The sequence below is a fragment of the Pseudomonas sp. R38(2017) genome (assembly GCF_002112395.1).
Taxonomy (GTDB): domain Bacteria; phylum Pseudomonadota; class Gammaproteobacteria; order Pseudomonadales; family Pseudomonadaceae; genus Aquipseudomonas.
This window is the reverse complement of record NZ_NEHN01000012.1, coordinates 178,279-197,099: the sequence shown is the minus strand read 5'-3', so window position 1 is coordinate 197,099 and position 18,821 is coordinate 178,279. Positions and strand designations below refer to the sequence as shown.

Genomic DNA, 18,821 nt, shown 5'->3' with positions numbered 1-18,821 from the left:
TGGCATCTGGAAACACACACTTAGCGGCCGGACACTCACGCTGCACACATTCACTGCAAAGGCGCTGTACGCGTCAGGGCAGACATCAGCCCCGCTCACTTTCACCGTAGTGGCCTTGATCGTGCCTACGATCACCAACGTACTGGGCGCCAATAACGCGGAAATACCGGAAGGTACCTGGACAACCAGCACCACCGTGAAACTCAAAGGCAAGGCGAGTCTTGGCCAGCAGGTCGAGGTATTCGACGGTACTGGCGCAAGTGCAGTATCCAAGGGCAAGGCGACCGCCAATGCGAGCGGTGATTGGGAACTCTCGGTCCCCGTCGCGGAAGAGTCGCATCGCTTGTATGCCCAATCGCTCTATCACCAGGTTCCGACGTATTCAAACGTGCGCACGCTGACCGTAACCGCCGCCACCGCGCCGACCATCACCTCGGTCAAGGGCTCGCCGAGCAATGTGGAAATCCCCAACGGTGGCAGCACCGTCGAAACCAGCGTCACCCTGACCGGCACCGCCGCCAAGGGCCAGAAAGTTGATGTGCTACTGGGCATCGTGTCCAAAGGGCAGCCAACAGCCGATCCGGTGACCGGCATCTGGACGCTGGTGGTGACTGGCCTGACTGCCGTGCTCCACAGCTTCACCGCCAAGGCGTTGTATGCGCCGGGCGCGGTGTCGGCTGCGCGGACCTTCACCGTGACTGCCGCCACTCCACCGAATATCGTTTCGGTTTATGTCTTGCCAAGCGGAAGCCCAATTGGCAACGATGGCTACACTGATGCAACAAGTGTACGGTTGTCCGGCACCGCTGCGAATGCGATGCAAGTAGAGCTATTTGACGGCCAAACACCTCTAGGTACAGCGCCTATCGATACAACTGGTAGATGGACGTTTACGATCAACGCTTTAGCACGAACCAAACACACCTTCACAGCCAAGGGACTTTATGGAAGCCAACCAGTCTCTCCGTCGTTCTCAATAACGGTACTCCCTCCTTACACCCCTCCAGTGATTACAGCGGCCTATGATCCCTACAATGGTAATAGTTACCTTCCACCGGGTGGTACTGCTCTATATGGTCAAGTCAAATTCACTGGAACCTGTTACGCCTATCCAATTGCTCGGAACATTGGCCTTCGTAGCCAGCACGGCGGCCATAGAGCTGTCCCTATCGATGCTGGAAAAACAACCTGGGAGGGTACGACAACGCATACGTATAAAGGAACAATCAACTACTTCATTCAAGATATCTGGGTGAATTTAGACTCTAATACGTACCCAATCGTCCATTAAGACGGATAAAGGGGATGAGCGATTAAGTGATGAAAGTTGCGCATTTTTTGCCAGTCCGAACCATAAAATCCCTCCTTCCTTCGAGAGGAAAGGGGACGTATTTATTTACCAGTCCCAACTACGAAAGCCCGCCCTCCCGTCCAATCGGGAGAGCGGCTTTTGTCGTTTCCGCGCCTTTGGAAGGCCTCGTTGAATAGTGTTGAAGCTTATGTCCGCAAAGCCACGCAACCTTGCGCCTTTGCCTACGCATCCGCCAGAATCCGCCGGCTTGTGCGCCTTGGGGGCGGGTTCTATTGTTTGGCGGTCGTTGAAAAGCAGCGATCGGGTTTAGCAGCCCGGATCTACTCTAGACGCACAATGCCGTTCGTTCGTGATCAGGCTCACGCCTGTCCGTTCACGTTATGGCTGCTTTGCGTGGGGCACTTCGGTGCGCCGGGTTCTAGAGTCCTGGTCTGCTAACCCGCGTACGGCCGCCACCTCTTTCGTTTAGCAGCGAAGCGTGGCGCCTCCACTACTCTAGAGGCTTTACCCATGATCAAACCCACGCCAAACCCGCCGGAAGTCGATTCAACTTCCCCCTACGAAACCCTCGATTCAAAGAAATTCCACGAAGCCGCCGAACGCGCTCTCGATCACTACCTCAATCCGCTTCTCCCCAGAAAACCTCTGCTCAAACCCAACGCCCGCTGCCTCATAGCGCCCGGTATCGACAGCGAAGAACTGCTGGCCGACGCCTGCGAAACCCTGACCTCGGCCAAAATCATGGCCAGCGATTTCGCCGGGATGATCGATACGCCGCAGCGGCATGTGCTGTTGGGCATCGGGCAACTGATAATGCTGGCGGAACTGGCGGTGAATCGGGTGCTGGATAATCTGGAACTGAAGGCTGAGGCAAACCTGTAGGCAAGTGAGCGATTGTGGCGAGGGAGCTTGCTCCCGCTCGAGTCCGAAGCGCTCGCAATGCTTTTGGGGGCTGATTCGCAACCCAGCGGGAGCAAGCTCCCTCGCCACAGATTTCGCCAGGCATAAAAAACCCGCCGTCCCGTATAACCGGGACGGCGGGTTTTGTCGTTTCAGCCCCGGTTCACACCGTATCCACCTTCAACGAATGATCATTGAGCATGCCGTTGATGATCGTCGCCGTGTCATGCCCGCTGGCGATCAACCCACCTGCCCCCGGCGTTACCCCGTAGTGACTTGCGAGGTTGACGCCGGCCAGGTCGATGGTCTGGTTCGGCGTGGCGCCGGCCATGGCGCTGACGTCGATGCTGGTGACCACCGAGGCGCCACTGCCGGTGACGGTGAAGTGCAGGTAGTCATCCAGTGAAGCCGCCGTGCCGTTTTCACCTTGCAGCAGTTGCGACAGGTCGAGCTTGTCGGTGCCGGGGGTAAAGTCGGTGACGGTGTCGTGGCCGCTGTTGCCTTTGAGCCACTGGAAGGTGTCGGCGCCCGGCCCGCCGGTCAGGGTGTTGTTGCCCATGCCTCCGATCAGCAGGTCGTCACCGCCGCCGCCGTTGAGGATGTCGTTGCCCAGGCCGCCATTGATGACGTTGTTATTGTTGTCGCCGGTGAGGGTGTCGTTGAAGTTCGAGCCGACGAGGTTTTCGACGTTGCTGATGGTGTCGATGCCCGCACCGACAGTGTTCTGCGCACCGAGCAGGCTCAGGTTGACTGTCACACCGGCCGTCGCGTGGGCATAGCTGACCGTGTCGATACCGGCGCCACCATCGAGGATGTCGTTGCCCGGGCCGCTGTAGAGCAAGTCGTTGCCGGCGCCGCCGTGCAGTTCGTTGTTGCCGGAGCCTGCGGTCAGCACGTCGTTACCGTCGCCACCGTTGAGGATGTTGTCGCCGTTGCCCGCCACCAGCACGTCATCGCCGGAAGTCCCGGTAAGGGTGTGGCCGTCCTGATAGCTGATGGTCACGTTGGCGGTGTCGCTGCCACCGTGGTTGTCGTTGGCGGTGTAGGTGCCGTGGAAGTCCGGGGTGACGTCGTGGGCCCCGGCGTAGTTGACCGTCATGGTCAGTTGGTAGTTTTCCGCGGCATTGGTGTTGCTGCCGCTGGTGTTGGTGATGTTGGTGATGTGGATCTGGTACGTGCCATCGGCGCTGGCGGTGATGGTGCCGCCAGCGGCGATGCTGACGAACGCCCCACCGTTCACCGAATACTCCATGGTGATGTGGCCGGCCGCCAGGTTGTGGTCGAGGTTGAGGGTCTCGCCCTGTTTCAGTTTGACGGTGATCAGGTCTTCATCGTTGGCATTGGCGTTGGTCACCGCACCGAGATAGCCACTGACCACCAGCACCGCTGTCATGGCCGCCGTGTTCGCCGCGAAGGAGTTGCGTACATCGGCCAGGTTCTGGTTGGCGGCGGTGTTGCTGGTGCCGGTGAAACTGATCGCACCGCTGCCGGTGAAGTCCGCGCCCTTGGCGACCCAACCAGTGTTGAAGGTGGTTGGCGAGGCGTTGAGCGTATCGCCGTCCGGATCGGTGTCGTTGGCCAGCAGCAACTCGCCCGGCACCACGACATTGCTCGACAGCACGTTGGTGATGATGTGGTCGTCCACTGCCACGGGTGGCGAGTTGGGGATCACTTTCACCGTCAGGGTCGAGCTGGCGAGGTCGCCGTCGTTGTCGCTGAGGGTGAAGCCGATGTTCTCGGTGATCACCACGCTGGTGGTTTTCTGCGAGGTGTAGCTGTAGTCGCCGGTGTCGAGGTTGACCACCAGGGTGCCGCTGTTGTTGGTGGCGATGCTCAGGGTGTTGTTCACCGTGTTGAAGGTGCCGTGATTGGTACCGCCGCTGGCAGTGAGCGAACCCTGGCCGCTGTTGGCTTTCGGGTCGTAGGTGTAGGTGGTGCCGTCGACCACGATGGATTTGATGAAACCGCCATCGGCGCCGAATGAACCGCCATCGCCCAGCAACGAACCGGTGACCGGTGCGCCTTCCACGGTGCCGGACAGCACCGAGTTCAGTTGATTGAGGTCGGTGACCACCACCGCGTTGGTGTTGGTGTGGCTGATGCCGTCGTAGGCGATCGGATCAAGGTTGGCGTTGCTCACACCACTGCCGAGACCGATGGCGTAGTTCTTGATGTTGTTGGCATCAAGGAAGGCTTTGAGCGCGGTTTCGTCGGCGGTGCCGATTTCCTGGCCGGTGGTGGGTTTGCCGTCGGAGAAGAAGTAGCCGACGTTCTGCGCCCCGGTGAGTTTGCCCGAGGTGTTGAACGCGGTCTGCATGGTCGCCACGGCCGCATCGTAGTTGGTGCCACCACCGGCGCTGAGACCGGCCAGCAGGGTCTTGGCCGTGGCCACATCGACCCACACTGACGTGCGGTCGGTGGCGCTGCTGCTGAAGGTGACGAGTTGCACTTTCACATCACCCAGATCGTCGTACTTGTCGAGTAAGGCGCTGATCGCCTGCTTGGCCAGGTCCAGCCGCGACAGGCCCGGCACGCCAGAGGCGTCGGCCATACTGCCGGAGATGTCGAGCACGATCAGCACGTTGGAATCGATCTCCACCGCTGCTACCGACCGGTCCGACGCCACGGCTTTTGGCACGTCATCGACGATGTTGACCACGATGGTGCTGGTGGTGCTGTTGCCCAGCGCATCGGTGGCTTTGTAAGTGAAACTTTCGCTCAGGGTGTTCGGCCCGTCGTTGGCGTTCGGCGTGGTTTTCGGCGCCGAGGTCAAGGTATAGGTGTACGTGCCGTCGACGTTGAGCAGGATCTGCCCGTAAGTGCCGGTGGCGCTGCCGACCAGGGTGTAAGTGATCGCACCGCTGCCGCCGGTGACCGCTCCGACCAGGGTGCCGGTTGCGGTTTCACCGGTGTTGGTCGGGTCGCTGCCGGTGACCGTGCCGGGGGCCAGGTCTTGCCCGTCCTTGGTCAGGTCGAGGGCTTTTTCGTAGACGGTCACGTCCTGATCGACCGAGGCCACGAGTTTGCTGTCAGCGACGTTGATGGTGATGGTGGTGGTGCTTTCGTCACCGTCACTGTCTCGAATGGTGTAGGTAAACGAGTCGGTGGCGCCCGGCGGGCTCACCGAGTTCGGGTTGCTGTGATAGACCGCGTTGCCAGCCGCATCCAGGGTCAGGTAGCCGTAGGTGCCGTTGATGTTGCTGTTGAGGCCGCCAATGGCCGAGGTCGACGTGTCGCTGCCGCCCCGTACGCCCACCACCGCACCGCCCGCTGCCGGGCCATCGGCACCGGTGGCGTCGTTGCCCAGCACGCTGATGTTGACCGTGCCGCCCTCCGCCACCGAGCCGGTGTCGGCCTTGGCGGTCGGCAGGTCGTCGATGATGTTGACGTTGATCTGCCCGGACGCGGTGCTGCCATCCCCATCGGTGGCCACCACGTTGAAGTTTTCGGTGATGCTGTTGGCACCATTGCCGGTCGGGTGGGTTTCGTGATCCACAAGGGTGTAGCTGTAACTCACCACGCCCGTAGCCGGGTTGTAACCGGTAATGGTCAGCGTGCTGCCCAGCGGCGTGACGACCGATTGCGGGAAGCCTGCGGCCACGCCATTGGTGAACACGGCGATGCCACCGACGGTGAGGGTTTGCAGACCGTCGAGGGCAGTGACGGTGAAGGTGCCGCTTTGGGTCGACGCCGTAGCGTCCGGCGCAGTGCCGTTGCTGAGGTTTTTCTCGTAGACAGTGAGCTCGCCGCCGTTGACATCGAGGCCGTTGAGAATCACCGGATCGTCGTTGTTGTGAATCTGCAAAACCAGATTCGCAGTGCTGGTATCGCCGTCCGAATCGGTGATGGTGTAGGTGAAGGTCTCGGTGCCGTTGCCACCGCCATGCAGATTCTTGAAGTCGGCATCGTTGGTGTTCAGCGTGTAGGTGTACGTGCCGTTGGCATTCAACACCAGCGTGCCATAGGTCCCCGTAAAAGTACCGGCAGTGATCGGGCCGGCGTTGGGGCCAGTCGGTACACGGTCAGCGCCTTGCACATCGTTGGTCAGGACGTTGCCGGTCAGTGTCAGGTTGGTTTCCGAGGCGGTGCCGGCGTTGCTGTCATTTACGCCTTTTGGAAGGTCGTCGACGATATTGACGTCGAGATTGGCGTTGGCGGTGGTGCCGTTGTCATCTACCACCGTCACAGCAAATTGCTCACTCAACGTGTTCGCGCCGTTGGCGGTCGGATGCGCGTCGTTGTGATCCAGGGTGTAGCTGTAGCTCACGACACCAGTGGTGGCGTTGAAGCCAGTGATGGTCAGCGTACTGCCCAGCGGAGTCGTGACCGATTGCGGAAAGCCTGCCGCCACGCCGTTGGTCACGACAGCAATGCCGCCCACGGTCAGCGTCGTCACGCCGTCCAGCGCGGTGATGGTAAACGTGCCGCTTTGGGTCAGTGCAGTGGCATCCGGTGCACTGCCGGTGCTGAGGTTTTTCTCGAAAACGGTCAGCTCGCCGCCGTTCACGTCGAGGCCGTTGATGATCACCGGATCGTCGTTGTTGTGGATCTGCAACACCAGATTCGCGGTGCTGGTATCACCATCGGAATCATGCAGAGTGTAGGTAAAGGTTTCGGTGCCATTACCGCCGCCATGCAGCGCTTTGAAGTCAGCGTCGCTGGTATTGAGCGTGTAGGTGTAAGTGCCGTTGGCGTTCAGTACCAGCGTGCCGTAAGTCCCGGTAAATGTACCGGCGACCACAGGGCCGCTGTTGGGGCCGACGGGAATCCGGTCGGCGCCCTGGACGTCGTTGGTCAGGACGTTGCCGGTCAGGCTCAGGTTGGTTTCCGAGGCGGTGCCGGCGTTGCTGTCATCCACGCCTTTTGGCAGGTCGTCGACGATGTTGACGTCCAGCGACGCATTCGCGGTGGTGCCATTGTCATCTACCACCGTCACAGCAAATTGCTCACTCAACGTGTTCGCGCCGTTGGCGGTCGGATGCGCGTCGTTGTGATCCAGGGTGTAGCTGTAGCTCACGACACCAGTGGTGGAGTTAAACCCGGTGATGGTCAGCGTACTGCCCAACGGAGTCGTGACCGATTGCGGAAAGCCTGCCACCACGCCGTTGGTGACGACGGCAATACCGCCCACGGTCAGCGTGGTCACACCATCCAAAGCAGTGATCGTGAAAGTACCGCTCTGAGTCAGGGCGGTGGCATCCGGTGCACTGCCGGTGCTGAGGTTTTTCTCGAATACGGTGAGCTCACCGCCGTTCACATCCAGGCCGCTGATGGTCACCGGATCGTCGTTGTTGTGGATCTGCAAAACCAGATTCGCGGTGCTGGTATCGCCGTCCGAATCGGTGATGGTGTAGGTGAAGGTTTCAGTGCCGTTTCCGCCACCGTGGAGGGCTTTGAAGTCGGCATCATTGGTGTTCAGCGTGTAGGTGTAAGTGCCATTGGCGTTCAACACCAAGGTGCCGTAAGTGCCGGTGAAGGTGCCGGCAGTGATCGGGCCGGCATTGGGACCAGTTGGTACATGGTCAGCACCTTGCACATCGTTGGTCAGCACGTTCCCAGTCAGCGTCAGATTGGTCTCCGAGGCAGTACCGGTATTGCTGTCATCCACGCCTTTTGGCAGGTCATCGACGATGTTTACATCCAGGTTGGCATTCGCCGTGGTGCCGTTGTCATCGACGACGGTGACGGCGAACTGCTCGCTCAGGGTATTCGCGCCGTTGGCAGTCGGATGAGCATCGTTGTGATCCAGGGTGTAGCTGTAGCTGACGACACCGGTCGTGGCATTGAACCCGGTGATGGTCAGCGTGCTGCCCAACGGAGTCGTGACCGATTGCGGAAAGCCTGCCGCCACGCCGTTGGTCACGACAGCAATGCCGCCCACGGTCAGCGTCGTCACGCCGTCCAGCGCGGTGATGGTGAACGTGCCGCTTTGGGTGAGTGCAGTGGCATCCGGTGCACTGCCGGTGCTGAGGTTTTTCTCGAAAACAGTCAGTTCACCGCCGTTTACATCCAGGCCACTGATAGTCACCGGATCGTCGTTGTTGTGAATCTGCAAAACCAGGTTCGCGGTGCTGATATCGCCGTCCGAATCGGTGATGGTGTAGGTGAAGGTTTCAGTGCCGTTTCCGCCGCCATGCAGATTCTTGAAGTCGGCATCGTTGGTGTTCAGCGTGTAGGTGTAAGTACCGTTGGCGTTGAGCACCAAGGTGCCGTAAGTCCCGGTGAAAGTGCCGGCGGTGATCGGCCCGGCATTGGGGCCGGTTGGGACTCGGTCAGCGCCTTGCACGTCGTTGGTCAGAACGTTGCCAGTCAGCGTCAGGTTGGTTTCCGAGGCGGTGCCGGCGTTGCTGTCGTCCACACCTTTTGGCAGGTCGTCGACGATGTTGACGTCCAGCGACGCATTCGCGGTGGTGCCATTGTCATCTACCACCGTCACAGCAAATTGCTCACTCAACGTGTTCGCGCCGTTGGCAGTCGGATGAGCATCGTTGTGGTCCAGGGTGTAGCTGTAACTGACAACACCAGTCGTGGCATTGAATCCGGTAATGGTCAGCGTGCTGCCCAATGGTGTGGTGACCGATTGCGGAAAGCCTGCCGCCACGCCATTGGTGACCACGGCTATGCCGCCAATGGTCAGCGTGGTGACGCCGTCCAGCGCAGTGATGGTGAAAGTACCGCTCTGAGTCAACGCCGCCGAATCCGGCGCACTGCCGGTGCTGAGGTTTTTCTCGAAGACCGTCAGCTCGCCGCCATTCACGTCGAGGCCATTGATGATCACCGGATCGTCGTTGTTGTGAATCTGCAGAACCAGATTCGCGGTGCTGGTATCGCCGTCCGAATCGGTGATGGTGTAGGTGAAAGTTTCAGTGCCGTTGCCACCGCCATGCAGGTTCTTGAAGTCGGCGTCATTAGGGTTGACGGTGTAGGTGTAGGAACCATCAGCATTCAGCACCAGAGTGCCGTAAGTCCCGGTGAAGGTTCCGGCGGTGACCGGACCAGTCGGCACACGGTCGGCGCCTTGCACGTCGTTAGTCAGCACGTTGCCGGTCAGCGTGAGATTGGTTTCCGAAGCCGTGCCGGCATTGCTGTCGTCCACGGCTTTTGGCACGTCATCAACGATGTTCACGTCCAGAGAAGCGTTAGCGGTGGTGCCGTTGTCATCCACTACGGTGACCGCGAACTGCTCACTCAAAGTGTTCGCGCCGTTGGCAGTCGGGTGCGCATCGTTGTGGTCGAGGGTGTAGCTGTAACTCACCACACCGGTCGTGGCGTTGAAACCGGTGATGGTCAGCGTACTGCCCAGCGGCGTAGTGACCGATTGCGGGAAACCGGCGGCTACACCATTGGTTACGACCGCGATTCCCCCCACGGTCAGCGTGGTCACACCGTCCAAGGCAGTGATCGTGAAAGTGCCGCTCTGAGTCAAAGCCGTAGCATCCGGTGCACTGCCGGTGCTGAGGTTTTTCTCGAAAACAGTCAGTTCACCGCCGTTCACATCGAGGCCGCTGATAACCACCGGATCGTCGTTGTTGTGGATCTGCAGCACCAGGTCGGCGGTGCTGGTATCGCCGTCCGAGTCGGTGATGGTGTAGGTGAAGGTCTCGGTGCCGTTGCCACCGCCGTGCAGGTTTTTGAAGTCTGCGTCGTTAGGGTTGACGGTGTAGGTGTAAGAACCGTCGGCATTCAACACCAAGGTGCCGTAAGTCCCGGTAAAAGTGCCGGCAGTGATCGGTCCAGCATTGGGTCCGGTCGGGACGCGGTCGGCGCCTTGCACGTCATTGGTCAGGACGTTGCCGGTCAGCGTGAGATTGGTTTCCGAAGCCGTGCCGGTGTTGCTGTCGTCCACGGCTTTGGGCAGGTCGTCGACGATGTTCACATCCAGCGAAGCATTGGCGGTGGTGCCGTTGTCATCCACCACGGTGACGGCGAACTGCTCGCTCAGCGTGTTGGCGCCGTTGGCGGTTGGGTGGGCGTCGTTGTGGTCGAGGGTGTAGCTGTAGCTGACGACGCCGGTTGTGGCGTTGAACCCGGTGATGGTCAGTGTGCTGCCCAATGGCGTGGTCACCGATTGCGGGAAGCCTGCGGCTACACCGTTGGTGACAACGGCAATGCCGCCGACAGTCAGCGTGGTCACACCGTCCAAGGCAGTGATCGTGAAAGTGCCGCTCTGAGTCAAAGCCGTAGCATCCGGCGCACTGCCGGTACCAAGGTTTTTCTCGAAAACCGTCAGTTCGCCACCCTCGACGTTCAACCCGTTGATCAGCACCGGATCGTCGTTGTTGTGGATCTGCAGAACGAGGTTTGCAGTACTGGTGTCACCATCGGAATCGCGCAGGGTGTAGGTGAAGGTCTCTGTGCCATTGCCGCCGCCATGCAACGCCTTGAAATCCGCGTCGCTGGTATTGAGCGTGTAGGTGTAAGTGCCGTTGGCGTTCAGTACCAGCGTGCCGTAAGTCCCGGTAAATGTACCGGCGACCACAGGGCCGCTGTTGGGGCCGACGGGAATCCGGTCGGCGCCCTGGACGTCATTGGTCAGGACGTTGCCGGTCAGGCTCAGGTTGGTTTCAGAAGCCATTCCGGCGTTGCTGTCATCCACCGCTTTGGGCACATCATCGGTGATGTTCACATCCAGCGAGCCGGTCGCCGTGTCGCCATTGCTGTCACCGGCAATCACCGTGAAATGTTCGCTGAGGCTGTTGGCACCGTCACCCGCAGGATGGGCGTCATTGCCGTTGAGGGTGTAGCTGTAGCTGACCGTACCGTTCGCCGGGTTGTAACCGGTGATGGTCAGGGTGTTGCCCAGTTGTGTGGTGATCGATTGCGGGAAACCGACCGGCACGCCGCCGACGATCACGTTGATGCCGCCGATGCTCAGGCTTGTCAGACCATCGGGCGCCGAGATGCTGAAGCTGCCGGCCTGGGTCAGCGCCCCGGGATTGGCGGCGGAACCGTCCGGCAGATTGGCTTCGTTGAGCGTCAGTTCGCCCCCGGGCACATCCAGGCCAGTGAGGGCCACAAGGTTATTGACCGGTGGCGGAATGACCGGCACTGGCGTGTTGTCGCCGTTGTCGATGACTGCATTGTGGCGCTCTTGCGGAAACTCGGGAATGCCACCGAAACCGGCCGTTGGGAAACCGATGACCGGATCGACCCGGCCACCCACTTCGGTCAACAGCACGAAACTGTGACCGCCGCCCTTGCCGCCGTTGGTGTCGCCGGGGGCATCGGGGCCTGCAGCAGTGGCTTCAGCGGATTTGGTCGGGTCGTCACCGGCGGCAATGGCTTTCTGGATCTGTGCGACATCGGTGAGTTGAGCATCGCTCGGGGTCAGCGCTTCCGGCGCATCCACATGGGGCGCGTGGTTGGCCAGCAATTGTCCGGTCATGGTCAGGCTGCTGTCCCGGCCCAGGGTCAGCTCCTGGCCGTTTTGCAGATGGACGGCGACCGCCCCCTCCGCGCCCGTGATCAATTGATCCCCGGCAAACAGTCGATCGCCCTCAACCAATGCGCGCCGACCTCCGTCAGCCGATTGAGCGAAAACCTGACCGATGACTTTAGTGACGATCCCGATGAGCGTTGCCATGTGCATTTCCTCCGCTGCCGACCACCGTCGGCACTGGTTCACGAAGCAGCCCATGGCTCAAGCGGGTTGTCGGGGCGACGCTCGCACCTCGACAGTTCGTTTCGCAGGGTGTGCACATTCAGATACTCCAGCGCCCTCAGGCACTTGGAATCCCTGATCGATGCAGCACGCCCACTAGCGCTACGTAACGGTGGTGAATCACCCGAGTGACAAAAAACTGTCACCCATTCGCCGCTACGCGTCCCTCCCCTTTAGCAGTACTTCGCCCGTATGTCGCAAAGTGAGTGGAACTTTCCTCAAGCCTTCATGCACTCCCTAAAGCGCATAAAACAAAGGCTTTCGAATGGAACAATGTGCTGGATTCGACGAAGCGCATAAGTTTTTTTTGGCATAAGCCATATGAAAAATTTTTCTTAGCTACGCTTCAGGATGTTCTTAGCTCTGTTGTATCAGCGATGAGACGCTAAATACCAAAAATATCGTCAATAAATTGGCGACAGCGGAATACCATCAGGACTCAGGGAGATGCACCCATGCGCGTTCTAACCCCCCTCTGCAGTGCGGTTTTGCTGGCCATGGCTTGCACATCCCAAGCTCAAGCCATGAACCTTACCGAAGCCATTCAAAGCACCATTGCAACCCACCCGGAACTGGCGTCGCGGGTGGACGCCAAGCTGTCGGCCGATGAACAGGTAAAAGTTGCCAAGGGTGGCTTCTATCCGTCGGTGGATCTGAACGCCGCTTACGGTCGGGGCTACAGCGACAACACCAACACTCGGGCCCTCGGTAACCACCACACCGAAATCCTCAACTACACCCAGTCCGAGCTGCGTCTGCGGCAGATGCTGTTCGACGGTTTCAACACCGCCAACGAAGTCGAGCGCACCAAGGGTGTGTCCAATTCGCGCGCGTATTACGCGCAAGGCACCGCGCAGGACCTGGCCCTGCGCACCATCGAGGTCTACCTCGAAGTGCTCAAGCGTCGTGAACTGGTGACGCTGGCCAAGAACAACCTGCAGGCGCATTTGCGCGTCAATGACCAGATCGGCCTGCGCACCCAGCGCGGCATCGGCAGCACCGCCGACTCCGATCAGTCGGTCGCCCGTAAAGCGCTGGCGCAGAACAACCTCGATACTGCCGAAGTCGATCTGGCGGATGCCGAATCGAACTTCTACGCCGTGGTCGGGCGCATGCCCGATGAGCTGGAAGCACCGGCCTCGACCCGTGGTGAATTGCCCGCCACCCTGCCCGAAGCCCAGCAAAGCATGGTCGAGAACAACCCGTATCTGAAATCCGCCCAGGCCGACGTGCAATCGGCCGAGAGCCAGTACGAAGTCGCCAAGTCACCGTTCTACCCACGCTTCGATGCGGAAGCGGCAGTCGGCGCCAACAACAACGTGCAGGGCGATGAAGGCCATGACAACGAATGGCGCGTTGGCGTGGTGATGAACTACAACCTGTTCCGCGGCGGCAGCGACAAGGCACGACTGGCCTCCGATGCGCACCAGATCAACCAGGCCATGGACATCCGCAACAACGCCCTGCGCCAGCTCAACGAGAACATTCACCTGGCGTGGAACGCCATGGTCAACGCCAAGAAACAGACCCCGACTGCCCGCGAATACGCCGAGACCACCAAGCGTGTGCGCGCCGCGTATCAGGATCAGTTCGGCCTCGGCCAACGAACCCTGCTCGACCTGCTCGACAGTGAAAACGAGCTGTACAACGCCAATCGCCGCTACACCGAAATCCGCTACACCGAGGAATTTTCGATGTACCGCGTGCTGGCGAACATGGGTCAGTTGCTGAGCAAGCAACGTGTCGTGCTGCCGGCCGACGCGATTGCCGCTGCCGAGGTGAAGAACGAGGCACGCTTGCCCGAACTGAAGTAGTCCCGATGATGTAGCCAGGGAGCGATCAATATGACCAGCATGGAACCCGGTGTTTCCGGGGTCGATCCGCGGCTGAGCTTCGATGATCCGTTACTCGACGGTCTGTTGATCCTCTGCAAACTCCATGGCGCGACGGTCAGTCGCGCCAGCCTGAGTGCCGGCCTGCCCCTGGACAAGCAACGCCTGAGCCTTGAGCTGCTGCCCCGCGCCGCAGCCCGGGCCGGTTTGCAGGCGCGGCTGCTGCGCCGCGACCTCAAGGACATCTCCCCGCTCAACCTGCCGGTGCTGTTGCTGTTGAGCAATGGCCGCACCGCCGTATTGCGGCGTTTTGCCGATGACGGCAAGGCCCTGATTCTGCCCAGTGAAGCCGATGGCGGCGAACAGTGGGTCAGCCGCGAAGAACTCACCGAACACTACACCGGCCAGGCCTTGTTCGCCCGGCCCCGGCATGAACTGGAAGACCTGCGCTCACCGCTTGTGCCGAGGGTTCAGGCGTGGTTTCGCGACACCCTGAAGCTGTCGAAATGGCTCTACAGCGACGCGATCCTCGCCAGTTTTCTGATCAACCTGTTGGGCCTGATGGTGCCGCTGTTCGTCATGCAGACCTACGACCGCGTGGTGCCGAATCAGGCCACGTCGACCCTGTGGGTGCTGGCCATCGGGTTGCTGATCGGCACCGGTTTCGAACTGGTGTTGCGGGTGGTGCGCGCGCACCTGCTGGACACCGCCGGCAAGAAGACCGACGTGATCCTTTCCGCGACGTTGTTCGAGCGCATCACCGGCATGGCGATGAAGGCCCGGCCGGCGACCATCGGCGGTTTCGCCCAGAGCATTCACGACTTTCAGGGGCTGCGGGAATTTCTCACCGCAGTGACTCTGACCAGCCTGATCGACCTGCCCTTCGTGGTGCTGATGCTGGTGGTGATCGGCCTGCTCGGTGGCTGGCTGGTGGTGATTCCGTTGCTGGCGTTTCCGATCACGATCGTGTTCGCGATGATCATTCAGGTGCGCCTGCGTGACACCGTGCAAAAAAGCCTGAGCCTCGGTGCCGAGCGTCAGGCGCTGCTGATCGAAACCCTCGGCGGTCTGGAAACCCTCAAGGCCTGTAGCGCCGAAAGCGAGCGCCAGCACAAATGGGAAAGCACCCACGGCGCCCTCACCCGCCTCGACAGCCATGCGCGCAACCTCTCGGCACTGGCCACCAACGGCACGCTGTTCATCCAGCAATTCTCGGGGATGGCGACCATCGTCGCCGGGGTCTACAGCATCATCGCCGGCAACCTCAGCGTCGGCGCGCTGGTGGCCAGCTACATGCTCGGCAGTCGCGTGCTTGCACCACTGGGCCAGATCGCCGGGCTGATCACCCGCTACCAGCAAGCGCAACTGACCATGAAAAGCACCGACGCGCTGATGGCCCTGCCTCAGGAGCGCGACGGCAAACAGCGGCCGCTGGAGCGCACGCAACTGCAAGGCGCACTGGACATCAGCGGTGTGACCTTTCATTACAACGGCCAGAATGCACCGGCCCTGAGTAACGTCAGTTTCAGCCTCAAGCCCGGCGAGCGGATCGGCATCATCGGCCGCAGCGGTTCCGGCAAAAGCACCCTGGCGCGGCTGGTGATGGGTTTCTACGAACCGGAAGAAGGCCAGTTGCTGCTCGACGGCCTCGACTTGCGGCAACTGGATGTCGCCGACCTGCGCCAGCAGATCGGTTACGTCGCCCATGACCTGCCGCTGCTGGCCGGCAGCCTGCGCGACAACCTCACGCTCGGCGCCCGCTACGTCAGCGACTCGCGAATGCTCGAAGTCGCCGAACTGACCGGTGTCACCGAGCTGGCACGCCAGCATCCGCAAGGCTTCGACCGGCCGGTGGGCGAACGCGGGCAATTGCTCTCCGGCGGGCAACGTCAGGCTGTGCTGCTGGCCCGAGCACTGTTGCTCGACCCGCCGATCATGCTGCTCGACGAACCTACCAGCGCCATGGACAACAGCAGCGAAGACGTCCTGCGCCAGAAGCTCCACGGCTGGGTGCAGGGCAAGACGCTGCTGCTGGTCACCCACCGCACCTCAATGCTGAGCCTGGTGGACCGGTTGCTGGTGCTGGACAACGGCCGGATCGTCGCCGACGGTCCGAAAGAAGCGGTCATCGATGCACTGCGCAAGGGCCGGGTCGGCTCGGCGGCGGTCTAGGAGTTGCCCATGTCTGCTTCCTCCTCTTCAAAACAGCGCGGCTACTTCGACAGTTTCGGCAAAAGCGCCGAAGCCGAATTCATGCCGGAAACCGCCGGCGCTTCGTTGCAGGACTCGCCGCGCTGGTCGCGGATCACCGTGTGGCTGGCGGCGGCGCTGCTGATCAGCGCGCTGGTCTGGGCCAAATTCGCGGTGCTCGAAGAAGTGACCATGGGCGAAGGCAAGGCGATTCCGTCGAGCAAGGTCCAGGTGATCCAGAACCTCGAAGGCGGGATTGTCACCGAGATCTTCGTGCGTGAAGGACAAATGGTGAACAAGGGTGACACCCTGCTGCGTCTGGATGACACGCGGTTTCTGTCGAACAAGGGTGAAAGCGAGGCCGATCGCTATGCGTTGATGGCGCAGGTCGAGCGATTGTCGGCAGAGTCCGAAGGCCGGCCGATGAAGCTCTCCGACGAGATCATCAGCAAAGCGCCGCAAGTGGCCGAAGACGAACGCGCGCTGTACGACCAGCGCCAGCGGCGCCTGGCCAGTGAGCAACGCACGCTCACCGAACAGCTGCGGCAGAAGACTCAGGAACTGGCGGAGTTTCGCTCCAAGCAGGGTCAGTACAGTTCCAGCCTGGCGTTGCTCCAGCAAGAGATGAATATGTCGTCGCCGCTGGTGGGCACCGGGGCGGTGTCGCCGGTGGAAATCCTGCGGCTCAAACGCAGTGCGGTGGAAATTCGTGGGTCGCTGAACGCCACGACGCTGGCCATTCCCCGGGCCGAATCGGCGATCAACGAGATCAAGAGCAAGATCGACGAGTCGGAGCAGACCTTCCGCTCCGACGCGGCAAAGGACCTCAACCAGAAACGCACCGACCTGTCGAAAATCACCGCGTCAAGTATCGCCATCGACGACCGCGTCAGCCGCACCACCGTGACTTCGCCGGTGCACGGGGTGATCAAGCAATTGAAGGTCAACACCATCGGCGGCGTGGTTCAGCCGGGCAGTGACATGGTGGAAATCGTGCCGCTGGAAGACAACCTGCTGATCGAAGCCAAGGTCCGTCCGCAGGACGTGGCGTTCCTGCATCCGGGTCAGAAGGCGATGGTCAAGTTCAGCGCCTACGACTACACGATCTACGGCGGGCTCAGTGCCAAGCTTGAGCTGATTGGTGCCGACACCATCACCGACGACAAGGGCAACAGCTTCTACCTGATCCAGGTGCGTACCGACAAAAACCATTTGGGCGGGGATGTGAAACCGTTGCTGATCATCCCGGGCATGGTTGCCACGGTGGACATCATTACCGGGGAGAAAAGTGTGCTGGATTACCTGCTCAAACCGGTGTTGAAGGCACGGACCGAAGCGATGCGCGAACGCTGATGATTGATCGTTCCCACGCTCTGCGTGGGAACGATCTGCCACTATTTGTCAGCATGATTGCGCAGGAAAGTCTCCTCCCCCATCGCCGCAATCTGCCCCTCGATCAACGCCTCGAACGGCTTGAGCAACGGATCGAAAGAGGCCGGCGCTTCCAGTGTCTGCAACGCCTGAACGATCGCCTCGATGGTCGACAACGCTCCCGGCCCCGGTGCCTTGCGCAGCCGATACCGCGAAACCCCGCCCTGCGCCAGCGTCACCCGCGGCAACGCCGCCAGCAGCGGATTCAGATGCAACATCTTGCGCGCCTTGCGCCACGTGCCGTCCGGCACCACCAGCAACAACGGCTCATCGGAAGCCGCGTAAGCCTGCATCGGTTGTGCATCATCCGCCGGGAACAACAACCGCGCCCGATACCCCGGCCGGTTCAGCAGCGCAGGCAAATCCTCGAACACCTCGCCGACGATCAGTTCGGCATTGTTCAAACCGAGCGCCGCCAGCCGTGCGGTGTTGAGCGCGTGATTGACCTCGCTCGGGTGCTGCAACAGCAACACGCGGGTGCGGCTGTCGAGGCTGGGAATCAGCGGACACAGGCAGTGGGTTTGAGGGCGCAGGCAGCGCGGGCATTGGGGTCTGGACATGTTCTCAGGCCTGATTGAGCTGCGCTTTGAGCAGATCACGGAAAGTCTGGATCAGCGGCTCGCGGCTGCGGCCACGGCGCATGATCATGGAAAACGGCGCCTGATAACCGAAGGTCGCCGGCAGCAGCACCCGCAAATCACCCTTGTCGGCCCAGGCCTGGGCGTAGTGCTCTGGCAGGTAACCGATGTAGGCGCCGGACAGCACCAGAATCAGCTGTGCCTCCATACTTTCCACGGTGGCGGCGCTGTGTTTGAAACCGTGGCGTGCCAGTTCTGCCTGACTCCAGTAGCCCCGCCCGACCATACGTTGCTGGGTGATGACCTGCTCGGGAATCCGCCGCTCGTTGAACAACGGATGACGGCTGCTGCAATACAGCCAGTGCTGTTCGCGGTACAGCGGCATGTACACCAGACCGCTCATGCGCGTGGAGAATGCGCCGATGGCCAGATCGAGGCGGTTGTCCTGCACGCCGAGTTGCAGTTCGTAAGGGCTCATCACCGACAGATGCAAATGCACCGCAGGATGTTCCTGACTGTAGGCGCCAATGGCTTCGGCGAACGGCAGAGCCTTGTCGCTGACCGTGGAGTCGATCACCCCGAGGTTGAGCGTGCCGCGCAGTTCGCCCTTGAGTGCGGCGGCGTATTGCTCGAAACCTTCGAGTTCGGCGAGCAGGCGCAGGGTTTCCTGATGGAACAGCTCGCCCTTGCTGGTCAGGCTGAAACCGCCGCGACCACGATGGCACAGCACCAGACCGAGCGCGGCTTCGAGCTGGCTCATGTAGGTGCTGATCGCCGAGGTCGACAGGTTGAGTTCCTGCTGCGCGTTGGCAAAGCCCTGATGGCGCACGACGCTGACGAAGATGCGCAAAAGTTTCAGGTCGGGTAAAGCGTTGGCCATGGGGACTCCACTGATCGGGCAACGAGCATGGGCGAGA

Annotated in this window: 7 protein-coding genes and 1 pseudogene; 5 read left to right on the top strand and 3 right to left on the bottom strand. The window is 60.8% G+C overall.

Features of this window, described 5'->3' with window-relative positions; translation table 11 throughout:
- Positions 1–1,291 (top strand): annotated as a pseudogene (locus tag CAF87_RS29365) (hypothetical protein); the annotation flags it as partial.
- Between the two features lie 531 nt (positions 1,292–1,822).
- On the top strand, positions 1,823–2,194 hold the full coding sequence (locus CAF87_RS26280; RefSeq protein WP_085730107.1) for a DUF6124 family protein: 372 nt from the start codon (positions 1,823–1,825) through the stop codon (positions 2,192–2,194).
- A 181-nt stretch (positions 2,195–2,375) separates the two neighbouring features.
- On the opposite strand, the gene CAF87_RS26275 is transcribed toward CAF87_RS26280, so the two are convergent.
- Complete coding sequence (locus tag CAF87_RS26275) at positions 2,376–11,795, bottom strand: retention module-containing protein (RefSeq protein WP_085730106.1); 9,420 nt, start codon at positions 11,793–11,795, stop codon at positions 2,376–2,378.
- A gap of 533 nt (positions 11,796–12,328) precedes the next feature.
- Between CAF87_RS26275 and CAF87_RS26270 the strand changes: the two genes are divergently transcribed.
- Genes CAF87_RS26270 through CAF87_RS26260 form a run of 3 tightly spaced genes read left to right on the top strand, consistent with a single transcriptional unit; the run spans position 12,329 to position 17,248 of the window.
- Positions 12,329–13,687 (top strand): TolC family outer membrane protein, encoded by a 1,359-nt coding sequence (locus CAF87_RS26270; protein ID WP_085730105.1) that lies wholly within the window; start codon positions 12,329–12,331, stop codon positions 13,685–13,687.
- 30 nt (positions 13,688–13,717) lie between these two features.
- Entirely contained in the window at positions 13,718–15,877 is a 2,160-nt protein-coding gene (locus CAF87_RS26265; protein WP_085730104.1) for a type I secretion system permease/ATPase, read from the top strand.
- Between the two features lie 9 nt (positions 15,878–15,886).
- Positions 15,887–17,248 (top strand): HlyD family type I secretion periplasmic adaptor subunit, encoded by a 1,362-nt coding sequence (locus CAF87_RS26260; RefSeq protein WP_085730103.1) that lies wholly within the window; start codon positions 15,887–15,889, stop codon positions 17,246–17,248.
- 41 nt (positions 17,249–17,289) lie between these two features.
- Here the strand turns inward: CAF87_RS26260 and CAF87_RS26255 are convergent, their stop codons facing one another.
- Together CAF87_RS26255 and CAF87_RS26250 are read right to left on the bottom strand one after the other, a co-directional pair.
- Positions 17,290–17,886 (bottom strand): tRNA-uridine aminocarboxypropyltransferase, encoded by a 597-nt coding sequence (locus tag CAF87_RS26255; protein WP_085730102.1) that lies wholly within the window; start codon positions 17,884–17,886, stop codon positions 17,290–17,292.
- Positions 17,887–17,890: 4 nt separating this feature from the next.
- Positions 17,891–18,784 (bottom strand): LysR family transcriptional regulator, encoded by an 894-nt coding sequence (locus CAF87_RS26250; RefSeq protein WP_007956593.1) that lies wholly within the window; start codon positions 18,782–18,784, stop codon positions 17,891–17,893.
- Between the last annotated feature and the right edge of the window lie 37 nt (positions 18,785–18,821).